The organism is Acinetobacter sp. LMB-5, assembly GCF_001541635.1.
Classification (GTDB): Bacteria; Pseudomonadota; Gammaproteobacteria; order Pseudomonadales; family Moraxellaceae; genus Acinetobacter; species Acinetobacter pittii.
Genome location: NZ_LRDR01000001.1, coordinates 458,608 through 480,841 on the forward strand (window position 1 = coordinate 458,608; position 22,234 = coordinate 480,841).

At 38.5% G+C, this 22,234-nt stretch carries 24 protein-coding genes and 1 tRNA gene; 6 read left to right on the plus strand and 19 right to left on the minus strand.

What is annotated here, in order from left to right; translation table 11 throughout:
- Positions 1–72: 72 nt before the first annotated feature.
- Entirely contained in the window at positions 73–2,094 is a 2,022-nt protein-coding gene (gene uvrB, locus AW165_RS02050; RefSeq protein ID WP_060464836.1) for an excinuclease ABC subunit UvrB, read from the minus strand.
- 179 nt (positions 2,095–2,273) lie between these two features.
- On the opposite strand from uvrB, the gene AW165_RS02055 reads away from it, so the two are divergent.
- Both AW165_RS02055 and AW165_RS02060 read left to right on the plus strand, forming a co-directional pair.
- Positions 2,274–3,065, plus strand: a complete 792-nt coding sequence (locus AW165_RS02055) for a hypothetical protein (protein ID WP_002118650.1) — start codon at positions 2,274–2,276, stop codon at positions 3,063–3,065.
- A gap of 175 nt (positions 3,066–3,240) precedes the next feature.
- Positions 3,241–4,680 (plus strand): sensor domain-containing diguanylate cyclase, encoded by a 1,440-nt coding sequence (locus AW165_RS02060; protein ID WP_039759574.1) that lies wholly within the window; start codon positions 3,241–3,243, stop codon positions 4,678–4,680.
- Positions 4,681–4,709: 29 nt separating this feature from the next.
- Here AW165_RS02060 and AW165_RS02065 read toward each other — a convergent pair whose 3' ends face one another.
- Positions 4,710–4,889: a hypothetical protein gene (locus AW165_RS02065; protein ID WP_002118942.1), complete on the minus strand. Its 180-nt coding sequence runs from the start codon at positions 4,887–4,889 to the stop codon at positions 4,710–4,712.
- 208 nt (positions 4,890–5,097) lie between these two features.
- Between AW165_RS02065 and AW165_RS02070 the strand changes: the two genes are divergently transcribed.
- The gene (locus AW165_RS02070) at positions 5,098–6,333 is read left to right on the plus strand and encodes a pyridoxal phosphate-dependent aminotransferase (RefSeq protein ID WP_060464837.1); all 1,236 of its coding nucleotides are present in this window, start codon (positions 5,098–5,100) and stop codon (positions 6,331–6,333) included.
- 52 nt (positions 6,334–6,385) lie between these two features.
- On the opposite strand, the gene AW165_RS02075 is transcribed toward AW165_RS02070, so the two are convergent.
- Positions 6,386–7,228, minus strand: coding sequence for a DMT family transporter (locus tag AW165_RS02075; protein ID WP_060464838.1), 843 nt, complete (start codon positions 7,226–7,228; stop codon positions 6,386–6,388).
- A 239-nt stretch (positions 7,229–7,467) separates the two neighbouring features.
- Between AW165_RS02075 and AW165_RS02080 the strand changes: the two genes are divergently transcribed.
- On the plus strand, positions 7,468–7,905 hold the full coding sequence (locus AW165_RS02080) for a PaaI family thioesterase (protein WP_002119022.1): 438 nt from the start codon (positions 7,468–7,470) through the stop codon (positions 7,903–7,905).
- A 15-nt stretch (positions 7,906–7,920) separates the two neighbouring features.
- On the opposite strand, the gene AW165_RS02085 is transcribed toward AW165_RS02080, so the two are convergent.
- Together AW165_RS02085 and AW165_RS18975 are read right to left on the minus strand one after the other, a co-directional pair.
- Entirely contained in the window at positions 7,921–8,352 is a 432-nt protein-coding gene (locus AW165_RS02085; protein WP_060464839.1) for a hypothetical protein, read from the minus strand.
- Positions 8,353–8,393: 41 nt separating this feature from the next.
- Positions 8,394–8,540 (minus strand): hypothetical protein, encoded by a 147-nt coding sequence (locus tag AW165_RS18975; protein WP_014207362.1) that lies wholly within the window; start codon positions 8,538–8,540, stop codon positions 8,394–8,396.
- A 46-nt stretch (positions 8,541–8,586) separates the two neighbouring features.
- Between AW165_RS18975 and AW165_RS02090 the strand changes: the two genes are divergently transcribed.
- Positions 8,587–8,662 (plus strand) — tRNA-Asn (locus tag AW165_RS02090).
- 167 nt (positions 8,663–8,829) lie between these two features.
- Here AW165_RS02090 and AW165_RS02095 read toward each other — a convergent pair.
- From AW165_RS02095 to AW165_RS02150, 12 genes are all read right to left on the minus strand, one after another.
- Entirely contained in the window at positions 8,830–9,588 is a 759-nt protein-coding gene (locus AW165_RS02095; RefSeq protein ID WP_060464840.1) for an SDR family oxidoreductase, read from the minus strand.
- 273 nt (positions 9,589–9,861) lie between these two features.
- Entirely contained in the window at positions 9,862–10,506 is a 645-nt protein-coding gene (locus tag AW165_RS02100; RefSeq protein WP_032055220.1) for a tRNA-(ms[2]io[6]A)-hydroxylase, read from the minus strand.
- Between the two features lie 6 nt (positions 10,507–10,512).
- Positions 10,513–11,238, minus strand: coding sequence for a pyridoxine 5'-phosphate synthase (gene pdxJ / locus AW165_RS02105; protein ID WP_002118629.1), 726 nt, complete (start codon positions 11,236–11,238; stop codon positions 10,513–10,515).
- A 13-nt stretch (positions 11,239–11,251) separates the two neighbouring features.
- The gene (gene recO, locus AW165_RS02110; RefSeq protein WP_016140294.1) at positions 11,252–11,965 is read right to left on the minus strand and encodes a DNA repair protein RecO; all 714 of its coding nucleotides are present in this window, start codon (positions 11,963–11,965) and stop codon (positions 11,252–11,254) included.
- 9 nt (positions 11,966–11,974) lie between these two features.
- Positions 11,975–12,178 (minus strand): NF038104 family lipoprotein, encoded by a 204-nt coding sequence (locus AW165_RS02115; protein WP_005067833.1) that lies wholly within the window; start codon positions 12,176–12,178, stop codon positions 11,975–11,977.
- Positions 12,179–12,195: 17 nt separating this feature from the next.
- Entirely contained in the window at positions 12,196–13,218 is a 1,023-nt protein-coding gene (gene era / locus AW165_RS02120; RefSeq protein WP_079381034.1) for a GTPase Era, read from the minus strand.
- Positions 13,219–13,229: 11 nt separating this feature from the next.
- On the minus strand, positions 13,230–13,922 hold the full coding sequence (rnc, locus tag AW165_RS02125) for a ribonuclease III (protein ID WP_005067830.1): 693 nt from the start codon (positions 13,920–13,922) through the stop codon (positions 13,230–13,232).
- Entirely contained in the window at positions 13,894–14,268 is a 375-nt protein-coding gene (locus AW165_RS02130) for a DUF4845 domain-containing protein (RefSeq protein WP_060464841.1), read from the minus strand. The genes rnc and AW165_RS02130 overlap by 29 nt, the downstream gene beginning before the upstream one ends.
- Before the next feature lie 24 nt (positions 14,269–14,292).
- Positions 14,293–15,120, minus strand: a complete 828-nt coding sequence (gene lepB / locus AW165_RS02135; RefSeq protein WP_014207370.1) for a signal peptidase I — start codon at positions 15,118–15,120, stop codon at positions 14,293–14,295.
- 75 nt (positions 15,121–15,195) lie between these two features.
- A complete protein-coding gene (lepA, locus tag AW165_RS02140) occupies positions 15,196–17,013 on the minus strand; it encodes a translation elongation factor 4 (protein WP_002118606.1) in 1,818 nt (605 codons plus the stop codon).
- Positions 17,014–17,188: 175 nt separating this feature from the next.
- Positions 17,189–17,641 (minus strand): acyl-CoA thioesterase, encoded by a 453-nt coding sequence (locus tag AW165_RS02145; protein WP_060464842.1) that lies wholly within the window; start codon positions 17,639–17,641, stop codon positions 17,189–17,191.
- 122 nt (positions 17,642–17,763) lie between these two features.
- Complete coding sequence (locus AW165_RS02150) at positions 17,764–19,140, minus strand: Do family serine endopeptidase (RefSeq protein WP_060464843.1); 1,377 nt, start codon at positions 19,138–19,140, stop codon at positions 17,764–17,766.
- Positions 19,141–19,370: 230 nt separating this feature from the next.
- Between AW165_RS02150 and nadB the strand changes: the two genes are divergently transcribed.
- Complete coding sequence (gene nadB, locus AW165_RS02155; RefSeq protein WP_060464844.1) at positions 19,371–21,014, plus strand: L-aspartate oxidase; 1,644 nt, start codon at positions 19,371–19,373, stop codon at positions 21,012–21,014.
- Positions 21,015–21,071: 57 nt separating this feature from the next.
- Here the strand turns inward: nadB and AW165_RS02160 are convergent, their stop codons facing one another.
- Both AW165_RS02160 and tmk read right to left on the minus strand, forming a co-directional pair.
- Positions 21,072–21,488 (minus strand): PaaI family thioesterase, encoded by a 417-nt coding sequence (locus AW165_RS02160; protein WP_000842533.1) that lies wholly within the window; start codon positions 21,486–21,488, stop codon positions 21,072–21,074.
- A 138-nt stretch (positions 21,489–21,626) separates the two neighbouring features.
- Positions 21,627–22,226, minus strand: a complete 600-nt coding sequence (gene tmk, locus AW165_RS02165) for a dTMP kinase (protein ID WP_060464845.1) — start codon at positions 22,224–22,226, stop codon at positions 21,627–21,629.
- Between the last annotated feature and the right edge of the window lie 8 nt (positions 22,227–22,234).

Genomic DNA, 22,234 nt, shown 5'->3' on the forward strand with positions numbered 1-22,234 from the left:
GTGAATACAAAAGAACTCAAATACCTACAGTAGCTTGTTTTTTAAACACATTATGTAGCGTTATGTATTCGTTTATTGCAACATTTGCGCTTTTAGTCGAATGATTTCATCACGTATCCGAGCTGCCTGCTCGAACTGTAAATCTTTCGAAGCTTTTAACATCTCTTTTTCAAGCTTAGTAATATGCTTACTAAACAATTTTGGGTCAGAGAGAATATGTCTTTCGTCAGCACTTAAAGCTTGTGCTTGTTCAAGCACCTTCTCATCAATTTCGTCGTCTGAAAGCACTTCGCCTGAATCAATTTCTTTGATGACCTGACGAACAGCACTACGTGGAGTAATACCATGCAACTCGTTGAACTCGATTTGTTTAGCTCTACGGCGTTCAGTCTCATCTATTGCTTTTTGCATAGAATCAGTAATTCGGTCAGCATATAAAATTGCTTTACCTTTCACGTTACGCGCGGCACGACCAATTGTCTGAATGAGTGAACGTTCTGAACGTAAAAAACCTTCTTTATCTGCATCTAAAATAGCAACTAAAGAAACTTCTGGCATGTCGAGACCTTCACGCAACAAGTTAATACCAACTAAAACGTCGAATACACCTGTACGTAACTCATGAATAATTTTGACACGTTCAACAGTATCAATATCAGAGTGTAAATAAGCGACTTTAACCCCGTATTCTTTTAAATAAGAAGTCAGATCTTCCGCCATACGCTTTGTTAAAGTAGTCACCAACACACGTTCATTTAGGTTCTTACGAATATTAATTTCAGAAAGAACATCATCGACTTGAGTTAATACAGGACGAACTTCAATTTCAGGATCAATTAATCCTGTTGGACGTACCACCTGTTCAACCACTTGGTCAGACTTTTCTAACTCATATTTAGCAGGTGTTGCACTGACAAAAATGGTCGTCGGTACAATGCGCTCCCACTCTTCAAATTTCATTGGTCGATTATCAAGTGCGCTTGGTAAACGGAACCCGTAATTCACTAAATTTTCTTTACGCGATCGGTCACCTTTATACATCGCTCCAATTTGCGGAACTGTAACGTGTGACTCATCAATTATCAGCAATGCATCTTCTGGTACATAATCAAATAAAGTTGGAGGCGCTTCACCAGCTGGACGACCAGACAAATGTCTTGAATAGTTTTCAATACCATTGGTATAGCCCAACTGTTGCATCATCTCTAAATCATAACGGGTACGCTGCTCAATACGCTGGGCTTCCAGCAATTTGTCATGTTCACGGAAGAATTTAAGTTGATCTTGTAATTCATCTTTAATTGTATCAATTGCACGAGTCAGATGATCTTTCGGGGTTACATAGTGGCTTTTTGGATAAATCGTAACACGTGGAACTTTACGAACCATTTTACCCGTTAACGGATCAAACCAACGGATCGAATCGACCTCGTCATCAAATAGTTCAATACGAATCGCATGTTGATCAGATTCGGCAGGGAAAATATCAATAATTTCGCCGCGAATTCGATATGTACCACGTAAGAACTCAAGTTCATTACGCGTATATTGCATTTCAACCAAACGGCGGATAATTTCATCACGACTTACACGGTCGCCCTCAACCACATGCAGTAACATTTGCATATAAGCATTTGGGTCACCCAAACCATAAATTGCAGAAACCGAGGCCACAATAATTGCATCACGACGCTCTAATAAAGCACGTGTTGCTGATAGTCGCATCTGGTCAATGTGATCGTTAATGGCAGCATCTTTTTCAATAAAAGTATCTGAGGATGGAACGTAAGCCTCGGGTTGATAGTAATCATAGTAACTTACGAAATACTCAACTGCATTATTAGGGAAGAACGCTTTAAACTCTCCATAAAGCTGGGCAGCCAAAGTTTTGTTATGAGCCATCACAATTGTAGGTCGCTGTATTTGAGCGATCACATTCGCCATGGTATAGGTTTTACCCGAGCCAGTTACACCCAGCAATAACTGATTACGAAAACCATGCTCGATACCATTTACCAGCTTTTCAATGGCCTGTGGCTGATCACCTGCTGGCTGATAATGAGTGACCAAATCAAAAGGTTGATTTTCGTTCAAAGTTATCTCTCTTTATGAAAAATTGAATTTAACGTCTCCCCTTTTAATGGGGATTTTTATCTTAATTTAAAGTCTAAATTGAGCTGGAAATTCAATGTAAAAGATTAAGCATCTTAACACTTGACCAATACCCTAATCGGTTGCAACATGAAGCTATCCATTAAACAAAAAGTATAACCATGACCTATCAATATCATGATGAAAGTATTGTAACTGAACTTCCCGAAGATACAGTTTTTGTATTTGGAAGTAATCTTGCTGGACAACACGGTAGTGGTGCAGCGCGCGTTGCAAGTCAGCACTTCGGAGCAGTTGAAGGTGTAGGTCGTGGCTGGGCTGGTCAAAGCTTTGCAATTCCAACTTTAAATGAACACATTCAACAAATGCCACTTTCACAAATTCAGCATTATGTTGAAGACTTTAAGATATACACAAAAAATCATCCTAAAATGAAATATTTCATTACTGCATTAGGTTGTGGCATCGCAGGCTATAAAGTTTCTGAAATCGCTCCTCTTTTTAAAGGTATTTATCACAACGTTATCTTTCCGGAATCTTTTAAACCCTATGTAGAAGATAATGCAGTATCTCAATTTCCGACTTTAACTCAAAAGATGGTACAAAGTTTCATTAATGATGAAGTTATTTTTTACTTTAATCATGGCAGTGAATCATTTGAAGAAGCTTTAGATAAAACTGATTTATCAGATGCTGAAAAAGCAATAGCTCTTATTGTCTTAAATGAAGAGTTGTATCCACGAGATCGTTATGGACGAGGCCGTGATCATGAGCTTAGTGATATTTTAGGGAAGTTAAACGGTAAAATTTTCAATCTTCATGGAAACTCTGAAGGTGCCATGATTTTTGTGAGTGCTGTTGTTGCACTGATGGAACTTTACGATTTTGATGAGCAAGATTTTATTAAGTTATGGCGTGGTGAAAAAAACATTGATCACCCGATTAATCGTTAAGTTTTCTTATGAATTTATGAGTTAAGCAGATAATCTCTGCTTTCTCATTATTTTATTTTTCCTTACATTTAATCCTTTTATTTTTAATTATTCTAATATATTTAAACTCTTTATCCTCCCAAATCTTAATTTTTCTCATTATACTTTAAGGCAAACTGAATACTTAAAGAAACATATGGAAACTTTAGATTCTTCGATTTTTGACCTTAGCCCAATTCCAATGTGGATTGAGGATTTCAGTGAAGTTAAACAACAATTTGATTTATGGAGAAAGCAAGGAATTGAAAACCTCCATGAATTTTTAAATCAAAATAAACACTTAGTTATTGAATGTGCTCATAAAATTAAAATTATTCGTGTTAACCAAAAAACTTTAGAACTTTTTGAAGCAACAACGCGCGAGGAACTATATTCAAATTTGAATCTTATTTTTAAAAAGGAAATGTTCGAATCACATATTTATGAACTTGAAGCGTTATGGAATGGCAAAACCCATTTTTCAAGCACTACAGTGAATTACACCTTATCAGGCAAACGTATTGATGTTCAGTTAAGAGGGTCTATTTTACCTGGTTCTGAATCTACTTTTGAGCGGGTATTAATTACTACCGAAGATATTACCCCTTATCAAAATGCACTCCGTCAGGAAGAAAAAAACCGTCGACTGGCTGAATCTATGTTTATCTACTCGCCTACTTCGCTGTGGGTCGAGGATTTCAGCCGTATAAAAAATAGAATTGATCAACTTAGGCTATTGGGAATTGAAGACTTCAGAACTTTTCTAGATGTTCATCCTGAGTTTGTCCGCCAGTGTGTAGAAGATATTTTAATTTTAGATGTTAATCAGGCCACGATAGATTTATTTAAAGCTCCTGATAAGTCGACACTTTTAAGGAATACACATAAGATTTTTGCTGAAGAAATGGTTGAAACCTTTCGAGAACAACTCATCGAGTTATGGCAAGGTAATATCCATCATAAACGTGAAGCCGTTAACTACGCTTTAGATGGCCAAATAAGAAATGTCTTGCTTCAATTTACCGTTTTTCCGGGATATGAAGAGACTTGGGGATTAGTGCAAGTTGCGCTGACAGATATTACTGCCCGGAAAAAAGCGGAAAACTATCTTGAATATTTAGGGCAACACGATGTTCTTACTAAACTATATAACCGTGCTTTTTTTACAGAGGAACTTAATCGCTTAAACCGAAGTATTATTCGACCAGTTTCTTCAATTTTTTTAGATATGAATGGATTAAAAGAAACCAATGACCAGTTTGGGCATGATATTGGAGATGGTTTATTACGCCGTGTTGGAAATATTTTAAGTCAGGCTATTTCAAATACAGCATATACTGCATCCAGAATCGGTGGTGATGAATTCGTGATCTTAATGCCAGGCGCAGATGAAGCGAACGTTCAAATTATGCTTCAAACGATTCAGGAGCTTTTTAATATCGACAATCAATACTATTCAAGCCATCCAGTAAGTATTGCAATTGGACATGCAACCACTCAAACAAATGAACAAATTGAGGACATGTTAAAACGAGCAGACCATCACATGTACCAAAAGAAAAAAAGTTATTATCAAGAAATTTTATTCAATCAATAAAAAACAGGCATATTGCCTGTTTTTCAAAATTAGCGTTTTCCCATAGAACGACGCGTACCACGTGGAGGCATCCATGTTCTATCCGCGTATTGCTCTGGTTTTGGACGCACTTGGTTGTGTACCGCATCATCTGCTTGATTGCTTTCATTCGGCATTGGGAATGGCAATTTCACCAAAGCCTTTTTCTGTTTTGGCTGTTGCTCAGTCATGATTCATTCTCGAAATTTCGATTGCGACCTATTATAAATGATTTTTATCATTTCTTTTCAAAAAAGCTTCAATTGAGTAAAACAGCAACAAGAACCTTCTTAAATTAAACTTTTTTACATCTAAAAATACCCGTATCCGCAAATTGCTTAATTTTTGCGATAAGATAGTATGCTTTTTATTTTTTAATCCCATAAGAGGAATATTGCCGTGGACGTACGTCTTTCTGATCGTGTCAATGCTATCAAACCGTCCCCTACACTTGCTGTAACAAACAAAGCTGCTGAACTTAAAGCTGCTGGCAAGAACGTGATTGGTTTAGGTGCTGGCGAGCCAGATTTTGATACCCCTCAACACATCAAAGATGCTGCAATCGAAGCGATTAATAATGGTTTCACCAAATATACGGCTGTAGATGGTACTCCTGGGTTAAAAAAAGCAATTATTGCTAAGTTCAAGCGTGATAATAATCTTGATTATCAAGCGAACCAGATTTTGGTTTCTTGTGGTGGTAAGCAAAGCTTCTTTAACTTGGCACTTGCTCTATTAAACAAAGGCGATGAAGTTATCATTCCAGCACCTTTCTGGGTAAGCTATCCAGATATGGTCATTATTGCTGAAGGTACTCCAGTCATTGTGAAATGTGGCGAAGACCAACGCTTCAAAATCACTCCTGAACAATTAGAAGCTGCTATTACACCTAAGACTCGTTTAGTTGTATTAAACAGCCCATCTAACCCAACAGGCATGATTTATAGCAAAGCTGAATTAGAAGCTTTAGCTGAAGTTTTACGTCGTCATCCACAAGTATTTGTTGCATCTGACGATATGTATGAACCGATTCGTTGGGAAGACGAGTTCTACAACATCGCAACTGTTGCTCCAGATTTATATGATCGCACAATCGTTTTAAACGGTGTTTCTAAAGCATATGCAATGACAGGTTGGCGTATTGGCTATGCAGCTGGTCCAGCAAAAATCATTGGTGCAATGAAAAAGATCCAATCACAGTCAACTTCTAACCCAACTTCTATTTCGCAAGTTGCTGCTGAAGCTGCATTGAATGGTCCACAAGACGTTTTACAACCTATGATTGAAGCGTTTAAACGCCGTCATGACTTAGTTGTAAATGGCTTAAATGATATTAAAGGTATCTCTTGCTTACCTGCTGATGGCGCTTTCTATGCCTATGCAAACATTCGTCCTCTTATTCGTGCAAAAGGCTTAAAATCTTGCACAGAGTTCTCTGAATGGTTACTAGAAGAAACTGGCGTAGCAGTTGTTCCTGGTGATGCATTTGGTTTAGGCGGTTTTATGCGTATTTCATATGCAACAGCTGACGAAGTACTCGTTGATGCGTTAGCACGTATCAAAAAAGCTGCTGACTCAATTGAAGGTGTAGACGCTGCTATCGCTTCAATTGAAGCTGAAAAAGCTGCGAAATAATCTGCATTTTGCATAAAAAGGGTTCTCTTGAGAGAACCCTTTTTTAATTCACTTATGCATTTTTGGCTTTTTGAGGTCTTATATAAATGACTAATAAAATTCCAAATAAAACCATAAAACTCGATAAAATCACTCGCCCTGTCACACTCTCATTTACAAATAGGCTTCCACCTATAATCGCCAAACATGGCACACTTAGCTGTACTGTACTCGCTGTCACTCGATCAATATGCTTCAAAATCGCATACCAGAGTACATAAGCCCCGCTTGAAGTGACACCACCCGACAAAATCGCTAAGACCCATCCTTGCATGTCAATGTAGCGATCTTGGGCAAGTAATACATTCGCCAACAAAACCATTGGCACAGCTAGGGTAAAATTTGCCAACGTACTACCAATCGGTTGTGTCATATTACGACCAGCAATGTTGTATCCTGCCCATGCCAACCCAGATATCACCATAATTAGAGCATATCCCCAATCAGGCGCATGAGTATCAGGTAATAACAAAACAATGATTCCAGCCAAAGCAATACATAAGCCTATACCACGGTATATGCCAATCTGTTCACCCTGCCAATAGCCATAAAGCACCATAGTCAGCTGTACAACCCCAAACAATAACAGAGCACCAATACCAGCGTCGATTTGAAGATAAGCATATGAAAATGCCAAAATATAAACCGCTAGAAAAAATGCGTTTTTTAAACTCCATTGGACTTTGGTTTGAGACGATTTTGAATATAAAAACAGTCCAAATAAAACAACCGCACCACTTGCTACTCGTATTAAACTAAAAGTCATTGGATCAATATGTTGGCCTGCCAAAGCCAAACGACACAATACAGAATTTGCTGCAAAAGCCGCCATTATGAGTGCAATTTTAAAAAGCATTGTCCTTATGCTCCTGTTATTTCTTATAGTGTAAAAGAAGTCTTTCTTATCTATCTAATTTGTTATGCAACTCATTTAATTCAATTTTTATAATAAAGGAGTTTTATATTAAATGGACAAGTTTTTAAGATTCAACTTATCAGTTCAATCTTTAACTCTAGAATTGACTTATCGATGACTTAATAATAGGTTAATATCAAGTTCCATTTTAGAACTTAAAGAATTAAAGGACCCGAAAAATGAAAAATCCGATGGAAATGACTGGCCTTGAATTTTTACAAGCAATGATTGAAGGCCATATTCCACCTGCCAGCATTAGTAAAACAATACCTATGCAACCTACTGAAATTTCAGAAGGATCTGTTACCTTTAAAGCCCAAGCAGATCATAACCATTTAAATCCACTCGGTGGCGTACATGGTGGTTTTGCTGCCACAGTTCTAGATTCAGTGACTGGCTGTGCAGTACATACGATGTTACCTGCGGGTGTAGGTTACGGCACAATCGACCTTAACGTAAAAATGTGCCGCCCTATTCCCCAAAATCAGGCTTTAATTGCCACAGGCAAAGTTATTAATTTAAGTAAAAATTTAGGTATTTCTGAAGGCAAGATTATTGATGAGGAAGGTAAGCTGTATGCCTATGCAACAGCAACCTGCATGATTATTCGTCCATAATCGTTAAAGGCAGCCTTAAACCGCTGCCTTTTTTATTAAGTCATCTGAATTATCTGGACGTTCACAAGTTTGTGCAATCACATACGGCGCCCAAATATTTTTAAGTTGGAGTTCTATAATTTCTTGATGCTCTACAGACCAAGCTAAAACTTTATTTTTACCCAACAATAACTCCCCTTCTAATTGAAAAATATATAAAGATTCAGAGGAGTTTAGTAGTTTCGAGCCTTTTAAAATCTTAAGTGAATTATGCACATTCCATTTAGAGCTAAACCAAAGCTGCAATAAATCACCTAAATATAAATCCTGCTTTTTGAAAGGATAAGCATTAATCCATGCACCTTCAACAAGTGTGTAATAAAATTCTGATTGATTTAAGATATTGAGATAATTGTGTTGATAGAAATCAAAATTAGAAAAAATAGAAGCGATCGTAAGCGTTTTCATACTTATCTCCGATTTAGCCATTTTAGTGCTGGCAAGTTGGTTTAAATCCACACTGTTTGGATTTCTCCAAACGCTTGTTCTTTTTTGAATCTAGCAATTGATTTTTTAAAGTGCAAGTAATTTCTTAACTCACCACTCAACTGATCAAATAAAAAGCATACGACACAAAAATGAAGTAAACATGACAATTTAGACTTGACCCTTCTCAAAATCTCCTTATAATCGCATGCAGATTCTCCCATAGCTCAGTCGGTAGAGCGACGGACTGTTAATCCGCAGGTCCCTGGTTCGAGCCCAGGTGGGAGAGCCAAATACTAAAAAGCCCGCAGCATTAAAGCGGGCTTTTTTTTGCCATAAATTTATCAATAACTATAAAAATCCTCTATCAGCAGATAGAGGATTTAATTTTTTATTAGAGTCTTTATTAGGTTTAACGCTCTAACCTAACTCGAAAGAATATATTTTCTTCTTAAATTATTATTCTACTTCAACCACTTTTAAAGGATTAAAAGATTGAGTGGTCGGCATCATTTCAATACGATTAATATTAATGTGTGGAGGTTGTGAAGCAATCCAAGCTACTGTATTTGCAATATCTTCAGGCAAGAGTGGATTCTTTTTATCATATAGACTGTTTACTTTATCCTCATCACCTTTAAAACGCACAAGAGAAAATTCAGTACCTCCACACAACCCTGGTTCAATGTTAGTTACGCGCACACCAGTACCAGCCAAATCAGCACGAAGATTTAGACTAAATTGCTCCACAAATGCTTTGGTTGCCCCATACACATTGCCCCCTGGATATGGGTATGTACCTGCAATAGAACCCATATTAATGATTAAACCTGACTTTTTCTCCACCATGCTCGGCAAAATTAATCGGGTAATCGTAACAAGCCCCTTAACATTGGTATCAATCATCGTATACCAATCATCTAATTCTGCTTTATCTGCGGGTTCCAATCCTAATGCCAATCCAGCATTATTCACCAATAAATCAATTTGACCGATTTGAAATTCGGCTGGTAAATCAACCAATACTTTATTTATATTTTCTGCCGTATCTGTCATGTCAAATACTAATGGGTAGAATTTTTCACCAAGCTCTTGTTTTAGTTCTTCTAGTTTTTCTGCTCGTCTTCCGCAACCAATAACGTTATATCCTAACTCAATCAGTTTTTTTGAAATGCTATAACCAAAGCCCGCTGAGGCACCTGTAACTAATGCTAACATTCTTATATCCTTAGAAATGATCAACTATTTCAGTTGAACTCATGATGAACATATCAGCCTTTATATTTACACAATATTTATTATTAGCCTAAAAAAATAAAAGTTTTTTAAAAAATTTTAAGAGAAATTAAAATCTATAAAAAATATATTTATTAAATAATTATATGCATTAAAAAACTAAAAGTAGAACATGCTTACTACCAAAGGGATAATGCTCACCTAATAAAAAAGTTTACCGTGAAAGGTAAACTTTTTTATTAGAGACGTCCAAGACTAAGCAGGAATACCACTATGAAAACGGAAAGTATTATCTGGGGTTAAAATCAGATTCTTTTCAACTTCACGGATATGATCAATTCGCTGCTGAATATCCTCTTTAGGATCTTTCATTTTTGCAGTTTTTGCCACATCAAGCGCAAGTGCGAGATAGTCTTCAAAATGACGAGACTCTGACTTAAGCAAGTATCGATAATAACGTCCTAACTCATCATCTACACGCGGAGCAAGTGCATAAAAACGCTCACATGAACGAGCCTCTACGAATGCCCCAATCACCAGCACATCAATTAAAGCTTCAGGCTCATACGTACGAATCTCTTTACGCAACCCACCTGCATAACGCCCAGCACTTAAACCAGTCCACTCTTGACCGCGCTTAGCCATAAGCTCAAGTACTTGTTCATAGTGAAGCATTTCTTCTCGTACAAGTTGAGCAAGTTTTACTTGTAAGTCAGGAAAGAAGCTATAGCGGAACATTAAGTTCATTGCTGTACTAGCAGCTTTCTTTTCACAATTAGCATGATCTTGCATCAAGATATCTAAATTATTGATTGCCTCATCCAACCATGCATTTGGTGTTTGACATCCTAAAAAGGCCACCACAGGTTGCATTAATTCATCGTAATTGATACTCGACATAACCAACTATCCTGCTGCCTGAATCGCTGTTTTCATATCTTTAACAGCTTGAACCAGACCTACAAAAACACTTTCAGCAATAATTGAATGACCAATGTTTAATTCATGAATTTGTGGAATAGCTGCAATTGGCGCAATATTTTTAAGGTTAAGGCCATGACCTGCATTTACAACCAAACCTTTTGAAGCTGCATATTCAACACCTTTGATAATACGCTCTAACTCGGCTTGTTGATCTTGCTCTGTTTCCGCATCTGCATATGCACCTGTATGCAACTCAATCGTAGGTGCGCCACACGCAACTGCTGCATCAATTTGGGCTAAATCAGCATCAATAAATAATGATACGTCGCAACCAATGGCCGCTAAAGTTTGAGTTGCAGCTTTAACTTTTTCAAAGTTACCCACTACATCCAAACCGCCTTCAGTTGTTACTTCTTGGCGTCTTTCTGGCACAAAACACACGTGCTGCGGCTGAATTTCTTTCGCAAACTCGACCATTTCATCAGTAACAGCCAACTCTAGATTCATACGTGTTTTTAATAATGGACGCATGCGACGTACATCGTCATCTTGAATATGGCGACGGTCTTCACGCAAATGCAAAGTAATCCCCTCTGCACCCGCTTCTTCACAAATAAGAGCAGCTTCTACAGGGTCTGGATAAGTAGTACCGCGCGCCTGTCTCAAAGTAGCAACATGGTCTATGTTTACACCAAGCAATGCAGCCATAAATAAATCCTAATTACGATTGAGTTTGAGTATTTTGAATCCACAATTGTCGACTTTTTAGGGGACGATCTCCTAAAAGCGATGTAATCATTTGACGGTATAGTTTACCTAATAATTGCAATTGTTCGTGAGAAAAATCCTGGCCTTGCTCATAATCCAGCATAGATAAAATTGCTTTACCTGACAATGAAGAACGACTTGCCTGAACAACAGGCGCAAAACCTTCGGTCACCTGAAATTGATAAAACTGGTGAGCCTGTATTGGCTGTTGTTGAGTATCAATTGAGAAATCAATCGCGTAACCCAGCTCAGGAAGTAAAACATGTTCGAACTGGCGCAAAATCTGTCTCAGAAAAAGATCAGGATTTTCGTGGGAAGATAATTGCTGTAATTGAAGCAAAGTTAACTGATATTGTTCAAAAGTTTGTGGCATTGCCTCTTCTAATGGGCAAAGTCTAAGAACAATTTCATTTAGATAAAAACCAGCAAAAAAAGCATCACCAAAAAAGAAAACAGGCTGATTTAATATTTCCAGCTTAGTAAAATTTTTGAGTTCACTTTTACCTGTGGCTTGCAGTCGAATAGGTTGATATTGAGGGGGCGGAGTCTGTCTTAAAATACCATCGACTCGCCCATATTCCTGAGTAAAAAGATGCACAATATGACTTTTTTCACGGTACTTACGGTGATGAATCATATATCCATGGAGGACTTCATTGCGCATCATAAAAAGAATCTATTCCTCAGATTCTTTTTCTTTTTTATCATCCTCATCATCACCGTCAGGAATAACAGCACCTACAACAGCTGCTGTACCTTTAACTACACCTTTAGTAGTTTTATAGGCGATACCTACTGGTACGGTTACAAGCTTATATACACAACCTTGTAACATCAATGTACATCCAACTATAGCGATTAATGATGTAATTGTTTTCATACCAGCATCCTTATCCTTTAGATATCACTGTATCCTAAGCTTTTGAGAGCACGCTCATCATCAGACCAGCCACCCTTCACTTTCACCCAAAGTGTGAGCATAATTTTTTGCTCAAACATTTTTTCCATGTCTTTACGAGCATCCATACCAATCGTTTTAAGCTTGGCACCTTTTTCACCAATCACAATGGCTTTTTGACCAGCACGGTCTACAAAAATCGTTGCATCGATATAGGTACAAGCGGGTTTTAAACGACCAGTTTTTTCATTAACAGTTGCTTCTTCTGTTTTGAAAGATTCAATTTGTACTGTTAAATCATAAGGAAGCTCTTCACCCAACTGACGCATGATTTTTTCGCGAATAATTTCACTTGCCAAGAAGCGTTCAGAGCGGTCAGTAATCTGATCAAATGAATACAATGGTGGTTGATAAGGAAGGTATTTCTCAATCGTTTCACTCAAGTGTTCTAAGTTTGCACCACGCAAAGCAGAAACAGGAACAATCTCAGCAAAATTCATAAGTTTGGCACGTTCTTGAATGAGAGGAAGAATCTCTCTTTTATCTTCAAAAGTGTCCGCCTTATTAATAACCAAAATAACCGGCATTTCAGCGTTCTTGAGTTTTTCAAGCACTAAATCGTCGTTTTGAGTCCACTTATAAGCATCGATAACGAATAAAACTAAGTTAACGTCACGTAATGCAGAATGAGCAGCACGGTTCATCATTTTATTAATAGCACGCACTTCTTTTTTATGCATACCTGGGGTATCTACATATACCGCCTGCATCTTTTCGCGCGAATCAATACCAATAATTTTATGACGTGTTGTTTGAGGTTTACGCGAAGTAATAGAGAGCTTTTGACCCAATAAATGGTTCATGAGGGTAGATTTACCCACATTTGGACGTCCCACAATCGCCACAAATCCGCTCTTAAAATCCGAAGGGATTGTTACGCCTTTGGAACTAAAAAATTGATCAATCAGATTATTAGGATCTTGGTTTTCATTTGAATCTGGATTGATTTGATCAGAATGCATCGACATGCAGGTTATTGCTCCAATAACTTTAAAATTTCCGCCGCTGCTGCCTGCTCGGCAAAACGACGACTTGAACCCTCACCATAAATCTTCGGTAAACCATCTACCACGCATTCCACTTTAAAGTGCTGATGAGGTGCATCACCCTGAATATCTACAACCTCGTAAACAGGGAGAGGTTTTTTACGTGCTTGTAGATACTCTTGTAAACGTGATTTCGGATCTTTGAGTTGATCCGTAGGTTCTATATGGTCTAAATAGGGTATGTACCATTTTAGCACAATATCTTTAAGTAAGTTGAGATCACCACTATCAAGATAGATTGCACCAATAATCGCTTCTACCGTATCTGCTAATATTGACTCACGATGATGACCACCAGATTTCAACTCGCCTGTACTTAATATTAAACACCGACTAAGTTGCAAATCGGTTGCAATCTTACCTAAGGCTTCTTGGCGAACTAAGGTCGCACGCATACGCGTGAGACGACCTTCATTTTCATTTGGATAAGCATGATATAGATAATTGGCGATTATCATGCCTAATAATGAATCACCGAGAAACTCTAAGCGCTCGTAATTGTATTTGTGACTCACCGAACGATGAGTCAAAGCTAACTGTAACAATTCAAGCTGCTTAAATTGATATCCGATTCGACTCAGTAAGCGAGGATCACTTAGTTTGAACTGATGTTTTATCAAAACTCTTCTCAAATGTTAAAACTAAATCAATATTGAATAAGAAAGGTTTTCTTACTTCATATTTCTTTTTGACCATTAGACCTGACTGATTAAACACTTGAGCGATCTCTTTAAAGTGGAGATCACGAATATTGTTCATTTCGAGTCGCTGATCCATTTGTGCTATAAACTTTTGTGGTGTGATCTCAGAAGAGCTTTCTTGTAAAAGCTCTTCTATCTGATTATTAATCAGCCGATCATCCCAATATGCTGGCCAAACTGCAAGTACAGCTTTTACTGCAACTGCAAATATAACCACCCCAAATAAAATTGCTAAATACGAAGTACCCTGTTGTGCCTTACGCATTTCTTTTTTTCCTAATGGTTGTTTTTAATCTATTTTTCCATTTCGGCTAAAGTTAGGAAGGTGTAAACCCGGTTCTTTATGCATCCACACGTAGAATGCTCGTCCTGTTAAGTTTTCTTCAGGAACGAACCCCCAGAAACGACTGTCTGCACTTTGATCTCGGTTATCCCCCATTGCAAAGTAATGTCCTTTTGGTACAGTCACTTCCCAATATAAACCGTCTTGGTTCGCATATTTACCATTTTCAACATAGTTGATAAACGGTGCTTGGCGCGCCACATTTACGCCTTCAAGCTCACGCATCGTAAAGGTATGCGCACCAATCGTCTCTTTATGATAAATAGACGTTGGCGTATCCATCACATCTTTTTCACGACTGAACTGTGTTAATACTTTCGGTACTTTTTGCCCGTTAATAATTAATTGCCCATGGTCATAAACAATATGATCACCAGGTAAACCGATTACACGTTTAATATAGCTAATAGTCGGTTGAGGTGGATAACGGAATACAATTACATCACCACGCTTCGGCTCACCTACATCAATAATTTTCTTATTAACAATAGGTAAACGTACACCATAATCAAATTTATTCACCAAAATAAAATCACCAGTTTCTAGAGTTGGCACCATAGAATCCGACGGAATATTAAATGGTTCATAAAGAAATGAACGAAGTACAAGTACTACAGCTAAAACTGGCCAAAAGTCATAGGCCCATGTAATGACAAAATTTTCGTTCCCGCGTCCTTTATTTGCACGCTGTTTTAATACAAGTTTATCTAACAACCACACTGCAAATAGAATCAGCGTAACTGGAACAAGAATTAAATTAAAATCAAAATCCACATGACCTCACTCGCAGCCTCGCTGCTTGTATTACAGTGGGGAAAGGAAATTATTCACTTTCCCCACCCTCATTTCTTATCTTTCTACTTTCAATACAGCCAAGAACGCTTCTTGTGGAATTTCAACACTTCCCACTTGTTTCATACGTTTCTTACCTTCTTTCTGTTTAGAAAGTAGTTTTTTCTTACGTGAAACGTCACCACCATAACATTTTGCCAATACGTTTTTACGCATCGCTTTTACAGTAGAACGGGCAATAATTTGCGCACCGATTGCTGCCTGAATAGCAACATCGAACATTTGGCGAGGAATTAAGTCTTTCATTTTCTCAACCAATGCAATACCACGATGGCGTGCATCATTACGGTGACAAATCATAGCCAAGGCATCAACCTTTTCGCTATTAATTAACACATCAACCTTAACTAAAGCTGAACTTTCAAAACGTACAAAGTTATAGTCTAAAGATGCAAAGCCACGAGAGCACGACTTTAATCTGTCAAAAAAATCCATAACGACTTCAGCCATCGGAATTTCAAAAGTAATAGAAACTTGGTTACCCAAGAATTTCATATCTTTTTGTACACCACGACGTTCGATACAGAGCGTCATTACGTTCCCTAAATATTCTTGAGGAACAAGAATATGACATTCAGCAATTGGTTCACGCAAATCTTCTACGGTCGATCCATCCGGCATTTTTGATGGACTATCGATGTAAATCGTTTCGCCTTTCTTGGTTAATGCTTCATAAATTACGGTAGGTGCAGAACTGATGAGGTCAAGATCGTACTCACGCTCTAAACGCTCTTGTACAATTTCCATGTGCAGCATACCTAAGAAGCCACAACGGAAACCAAAGCCTAAAGCATCTGAACTTTCTGGTTCAAAGAATAAAGCCGAGTCATTGATCTGTAATTTTTGTAATGCTTCACGGAATGGTTCAAAGTCACTGGCATCAATCGGGAAAAGACCAGCATATACTTGCGGTTTAACTTTTTTGAAACCCGGTAAAGTTGCAACGTCTGGTGTAGAAGCAAGAGTAATTGTGTCACCTACTGGCGCACCAAAAATATCTTTAATACCCGCAATAACAAAACCTACTTCACCAGCTTCGAGAATATCTGTTTCGGTATGCTTAGGATTAAATACACCCACAGAAGTGACCGGATGAGTTTGCCCTGTCGACTTAACCAACATTTTGTCGCCCTTGCGGATACGACCTTGTTTAATACGAACAAGAGAAACTACGCCTAAGTAGTTATCAAACCATGAGTCGATAATTAATGCTTGTAATGGTGCTTCACGATCACCTTCTGGTGCCGGAATAACATCGACTAAACGCTCGAGTACACCTTCAACACCTAAACCAGTTTTTGCTGAACAGGTTGGTGCATCTGTCGCTTCAATCCCGATAATTTCTTCAATTTCATGAATGACACGTTCAGGTTCAGCCTGTGGTAAATCAATTTTATTTAGAATAGGAAGAACTTCTAGGCCTTGTTCAATTGCTGTATAACAGTTTGCAACTGATTGAGCTTCAACACCTTGTGCAGCATCTACAACCAATAGTGCACCTTCACACGCAGCTAATGAACGAGAAACTTCATAGGAGAAGTCAACGTGCCCTGGCGTATCAATAAAGTTAAGTTGGTATTCCTGACCATTTGGATGGGTGTAATACAGCGTGACAGAAGCGGCTTTAATGGTAATCCCACGTTCACGCTCAAGCTCCATTGAGTCTAAGACCTGAGCTTGCATTTCACGATCTTGTAGACCGCCACACATCTGAATAAAACGGTCAGCCAATGTAGACTTACCATGGTCAATGTGGGCAATAATCGAGAAATTTCGTATATTTTTGATATCGACGGATTTTTTAGCTTGCGCCATGGGTTACCTTGAGAAAATATAGAGTGCTATGTAGCTTGTTTTAATACACAGCCAAAGCGGTTAAATAAATTGCGTGAGATTATAACAGATGCATATTTTAAAGTATCCAAAATAATCATGAGCTTTGTACTTATGTTTTAAAAAAGGACAGTCAAAGTAAGCGTATTACGTCCAACTATTGGGCATATGAAACGGTAAAATCATAAGGATTTATGCTTGAATCAAGCGGCGTATATGCATGAGTAAAAGTTGGCGACATTCGTTTTGGACGTCCTGTAGCAATTTCAATACATGCCCATTTGGTATTTCCAACAAATAATACGGCCTGATCTGATGGGCGAAAAAACACATACTGGCGGAATGAATAAAGTGCATTAATGTCATCTAACCATGTACGTAACACAATTTGTTCGCCTTCAAAAGCAGCTTTACGATATTGCACATGATGCTCAACCGCGACCATGGCGTGTTTTAACTCAAGATATTTAGTTACCCCTACTCCCAAAGTTTCAACATGGGCAGCCGCTACATCCTGCATCCACTGAACATACATTACGTTATTTACATGTCCCAACGCATCAATATGATGTGGCTGCACCTGAATATGTAAATCAAAAATACTACTCACAAATGAACACTCTTATTTATTAACCTTAAAACTGAAATAAGTGTAGGTAGATATCGCTAAACGCTCAAGATAAATAACAAAAACCACCCATTTTCAGGGTGGTTTATTGATTGGATTGAGGATTATTGAATACGTAAACCAAGCATTGCGCGCTGTCCCTGACGAATAATAGCAACACGTGCTACAGTATTTTTCGGCAAGTTAGAAACAACTTTTGCAAAATCCTGACTATTTAAAATTTGGCTATTATTGACTTGGGTAATCACATCACCCGGAATGATATTGGACAATGACGCTAAACCACCACGGCGAACATCTTGTACAAAAATACCACCTTTTACACTCAACGCATTTTTTTCCGGTTCAGCTAGATCACGAATACTCATGCCTAAAACTGGTCCCTTAGATGCAGCACCTTGTAAACCAGTAGCAGGTGTTTCATCTGGTGCAGTCGTTAAAGTCGCTGAAATATTACGTGTTTTATCATCACGTAATACTTCAAACTGAACAGTTTGATTTGGCTGTACTTTGTTTAATGCGTACAGTAAATCACTTGTACGAAGTACAGGCGCACCATTTAATTTTAAAATCACGTCGCCCGCTCTTAGCCCTGCTTTTTGTGCAGGTGAGTTCGGAGAAATTTGAGTAATTAAAGCACCTTCAGGTTTTGGTAATTTGTACGCATCAGCAAGGTTTCGGTCAATATCTTGCATCATCACCCCTAGATAAGAGCGTGTGACTTTACCTTTTGTTTTAAGCTGATCGGCAACATCCATTGCTACATCAATCGGAATAGAGAAAGACAAGCCCATATAGCCGCCAGTACCACTAAATATTCGAGAGTTTACCCCGACCACTTCACCATTTTGATTAAATAATGGACCACCTGAGTTACCCGGGTTTAAAGCCACATCTGTTTGAATAAATGGCACCGAAGTTTCACCGCTCATGTTTCGTGATTTTGCACTGACAATACCTGCCGAAGCGGAGTAGTCAAAACCAAACGGCGAACCAATTGCTAAAACTGGCTCTCCGACACGTAAACGGTCAACATTTCCTACTCGTAAAGCTGGATAGTTAGTTCCATTGACCTTTAACAATGCAACATCTGTGCGCTCATCACTACCGACCACGGTTGCATCAATTTCACGTCGGTCATTTAGAGTGATGCTGATACGAGAGGCATTTTCAATCACATGGTGGTTAGTAAGTAGGTAACCATCTTTACTAATAAAGAATGCACTACCATATGCTGTCTTTTCTTGTGGACCTTGTTGCTGTGGAATGATGACCTGATTGCCAAAGAAACGTTTTAAAATTTCAGGAACTTGCTGCTGCAACAGTTCATCCTGAGTCATTTTTTTTACGACATTTACACTCACGACTGCTGGACTAACTTGTTCAACAAGATTTGAAAAATCAACAGCAGCATTTGCTTGAACAGCAGCAACTGTAAATACCGCTGCATACATTCCTTGTTGTAAATAGCGAGATTTCATTCGGTGCTCACCCACAATTGGTCTACGAGAATAAGAATAAAACTGTTGTATCACAACGCTTTGAGGTTGTGCGTAACAATATGTTTATTTGTAATACGTCATCACAAGGATTATTTTACGCATTGCAACTTTTTAAGCCAATTGCAATTTTTCTCTGAGTTAGAGCGCTTAAGCTCTTGCCTTTTTAGGTAAAAAGGGGTGTCATTAGCGGACGTTTTAAATTGATGCGAATGGACATGCCTAATTTACAGACAATTCACCACTTTGACGTGATTATTGTGGGCAGCGGCGGCGCTGGTTTAAGTCTGGCTTTATCGTTACCAAATCATTTTAATATTGCAGTTTTAGCCAAAGCTGCTCTAACCGAAGCAAGTACCTTTTATGCTCAAGGTGGCGTTGCTGCTGTTCTCGATGAGACTGACTCTATTCAACAGCATATTAATGACACTATGATTGCAGGCGCTCATTTATGTGAAATGGACGCGGTACAACATACCGTAGAAGGCGGCCGCCCTTCTGTTGATTTTCTTTTAAAGCAAGGCGTGCAATTTACTCTCGATGAAGATGAACAGCTTCATTTGACTCGTGAGGGTGGTCACTCACAGCGCCGCATTATCCATTCTGCTGATGCAACAGGTAAAGCCATTTCAACCACTTTGGTTGAACGTGCTAAAGAACGTAAAAATATTACTATTTTTGAAAATTATATTGCGATTGATTTAATCACTTCGCATAAATTAGGCCATACTGACCAAGCGAATCGTGCTATTGGTTTATATGCATTAGATGAAAATACTGAAAAGGTTCATACCTTCCTTGCGCCATTCACTGCGCTGGCTTGCGGTGGTGCGATGAAGGCTTATCTGTATACATCTAATCCAGATATTGCTACGGGTGATGGTATTGCAATGGCTTATCGTGCAGGTTGTCGTGTAGCGAATATGGAATTTAATCAGTTCCATCCAACTTGCCTGTACCATCCGCAAGCCCGCTCTTTCTTAATTACTGAAGCTATGCGTGGTGAAGGCGCTTACTTACGTTTGCCGGATGGCGAACGTTTTATGCTACGTTTTGATGATCGTGCAGAACTGGCTCCTCGCGATATTGTGGCACGTACCATTGACCATGAAATCAAGCGTCTCGGTATTCGTCACGTGTGGTTAGACATTACCCATAAATCACCTGAGTTTATTAAAGAGCACTTCCCTACACTTTATGCAAGATTGCTTGAGTTAGGCATCGACATTACCAAAGACATGATTCCAGTGGTACCAGCAGCTCACTATACATGTGGTGGTGTTGTGGTTGACTCAAATAGCCAGACGGATATTGATGGTCTCTATGCGATTGGTGAAACGTCTTATACAGGCTTACATGGTGCAAACCGTATGGCAAGTAACTCATTACTTGAGTGCTTCGTTTACGGTATGAGTGCGGCAAAAGATATCGAAAATAAATTTGATGAAAACTTCAAATTACCAGAAGTACCAACTTGGGATGACTCACAAGTAACCAATCCTGATGAAGATGTTGTGATTTTACAAAACTGGGATGAGTTACGTTCGACCATGTGGAACTACGTTGGTATTGTAAGGACTACTAAACGTTTAGAACGTGCTTTACACCGTATTGAAATGTTAAAACGTGAAATCACCGAATATTATCAAGACTATCGCGTTAGCAAAAACCTGATTGAGCTGCGTAACCTTGTTTTAGTATCGGAAATGATTGTTCGCTGTGCTATGCAACGTAAAGAATCACGTGGTCTGCATTACACGCTTGATTATCCGGAAACTTCGAGTGAAATTCGTAAAACCGTTTTAACTCCTCCAAATTTTGCAGTAGAACAGCCATTGGTTAATACTGACATTTAAGTTGTTCTTCTATAAAAAAGCACAGCTTTGGCTGTGCTTTTTTATTTGGTTTGATATTTATGCTCTAGGTGGGATTGAATAAGTCGCGGTCACATGCGCAACAGGTTCATCCAAACCGACCGAATAAATCCAAACCTCACCCACCACTAAACTCTTTCCTACTTTCATGAGTTTACATTCACTACGTAAGTCTTGATCACCCGCAGGTTTTCTTAAAAAATTAATATTAAAGTTGGTGGTTACGGCTAAACCAACAATACCGATCTCACCTAATATCGCAATATATAAAGCAAAGTCTGCCAAAGTCATCATGGTTGGGCCAGATATGGTGCCACCAGGCCGTTGATGTCTTTGATCGACATGATAATAAACAACTGCAGCTTTGGGGGTGACTGATTCAATCGTGCAGTGTTCAAGACTTGGTGGAAATTCCTTTTCAAGAAATGCCACGATTTCTTCTTTTGAGCTTTTCATCCTTGTTATTCTTCAATCTATAAATCATATGTAAGATAGCATAAGAAAATAACAGATATTTTCTATGACGATTTAAATCAGAATTAACATCATTTTTCACCACTCCCATATTTTTATAAGAGTGGCTCATCCCATTGCCTATCCTAAATATTGCAAAGCCTGCTTAAACACCTGATCAGGACTTTGTGTTGCATCTATTCGCTTAATCCGTTCCGGTTCAGCTTTCCATAAGGTTTCATAACCTTCACGAACCTTAGTAAAGAAGCTTAACTTTTCTTGTTCAAAACGATCTAAAGCTCCGCGTTCACGTGCACGGTTCATACCAAGTTCAATCGGCGCATCTAACCAGAAAGTCACCTCTGGCATGCGTGAAACGAAGTTCCGATTTAAAAGCTGTAATTTATCTTGGCTTAAACCGCGACCAGAACATTGATAAGCAAAACTCGCATCGGTAAAGCGATCACTTAATACAATTTTGTTAGCTTCTAAAGCAGGCAAAATAACCTGTTGTAAGTGTTGAGCACGTGCTGCATAAATGAGTAATAACTCAGTATCATGACTCATATTTTCATCATGATTCACAGCCAAAAGCATCGAACGAATTTGTTCAGCTAACGGTGTACCCCCCGGCTCTCGAGTTAAAACAACTTGTTTGCCTTGCTCTTCAAAATGCTGATGAATTTTTCGAATGAGTGTAGTTTTACCTACCCCTTCCGTGCCTTCAAAGCTGATAAACATCTCTTTTC

Coding starts and splice junctions, on each gene's coding strand:
- AW165_RS02055 (WP_002118650.1), top strand. CDS start 2,274: ATGACCTATCAATATCATGATGAAAGTATTGTAACTGAACTTCCCGAA.
- AW165_RS02060 (WP_039759574.1), top strand. CDS start 3,241: ATGGAAACTTTAGATTCTTCGATTTTTGACCTTAGCCCAATTCCAATG.
- AW165_RS02065 (WP_002118942.1), bottom strand. CDS start 4,889: ATGACTGAGCAACAGCCAAAACAGAAAAAGGCTTTGGTGAAATTGCCA.
- AW165_RS02075 (WP_060464838.1), bottom strand. CDS start 7,228: ATGCTTTTTAAAATTGCACTCATAATGGCGGCTTTTGCAGCAAATTCT.
- AW165_RS02080 (WP_002119022.1), top strand. CDS start 7,468: ATGAAAAATCCGATGGAAATGACTGGCCTTGAATTTTTACAAGCAATG.
- AW165_RS02085 (WP_060464839.1), bottom strand. CDS start 8,352: ATGAAAACGCTTACGATCGCTTCTATTTTTTCTAATTTTGATTTCTAT.
- AW165_RS02095 (WP_060464840.1), bottom strand. CDS start 9,588: ATGTTAGCATTAGTTACAGGTGCCTCAGCGGGCTTTGGTTATAGCATT.
- AW165_RS02100 (WP_032055220.1), bottom strand. CDS start 10,506: ATGTCGAGTATCAATTACGATGAATTAATGCAACCTGTGGTGGCCTTT.
- pdxJ (WP_002118629.1), bottom strand. CDS start 11,238: ATGGCTGCATTGCTTGGTGTAAACATAGACCATGTTGCTACTTTGAGA.
- recO (WP_016140294.1), bottom strand. CDS start 11,965: ATGATGCGCAATGAAGTCCTCCATGGATATATGATTCATCACCGTAAG.
- AW165_RS02115 (WP_005067833.1), bottom strand. CDS start 12,178: ATGAAAACAATTACATCATTAATCGCTATAGTTGGATGTACATTGATG.
- era (WP_079381034.1), bottom strand. CDS start 13,218: ATGCATTCTGATCAAATCAATCCAGATTCAAATGAAAACCAAGATCCT.
- AW165_RS02130 (WP_060464841.1), bottom strand. CDS start 14,268: ATGCGTAAGGCACAACAGGGTACTTCGTATTTAGCAATTTTATTTGGG.
- lepA (WP_002118606.1), bottom strand. CDS start 17,013: ATGGCGCAAGCTAAAAAATCCGTCGATATCAAAAATATACGAAATTTC.
- AW165_RS02150 (WP_060464843.1), bottom strand. CDS start 19,140: ATGAAATCTCGCTATTTACAACAAGGAATGTATGCAGCGGTATTTACA.
- nadB (WP_060464844.1), top strand. CDS start 19,371: ATGGACATGCCTAATTTACAGACAATTCACCACTTTGACGTGATTATT.
- AW165_RS02160 (WP_000842533.1), bottom strand. CDS start 21,488: ATGAAAAGCTCAAAAGAAGAAATCGTGGCATTTCTTGAAAAGGAATTT.
- tmk (WP_060464845.1), bottom strand. CDS start 22,226: ATGTTTATCAGCTTTGAAGGCACGGAAGGGGTAGGTAAAACTACACTC.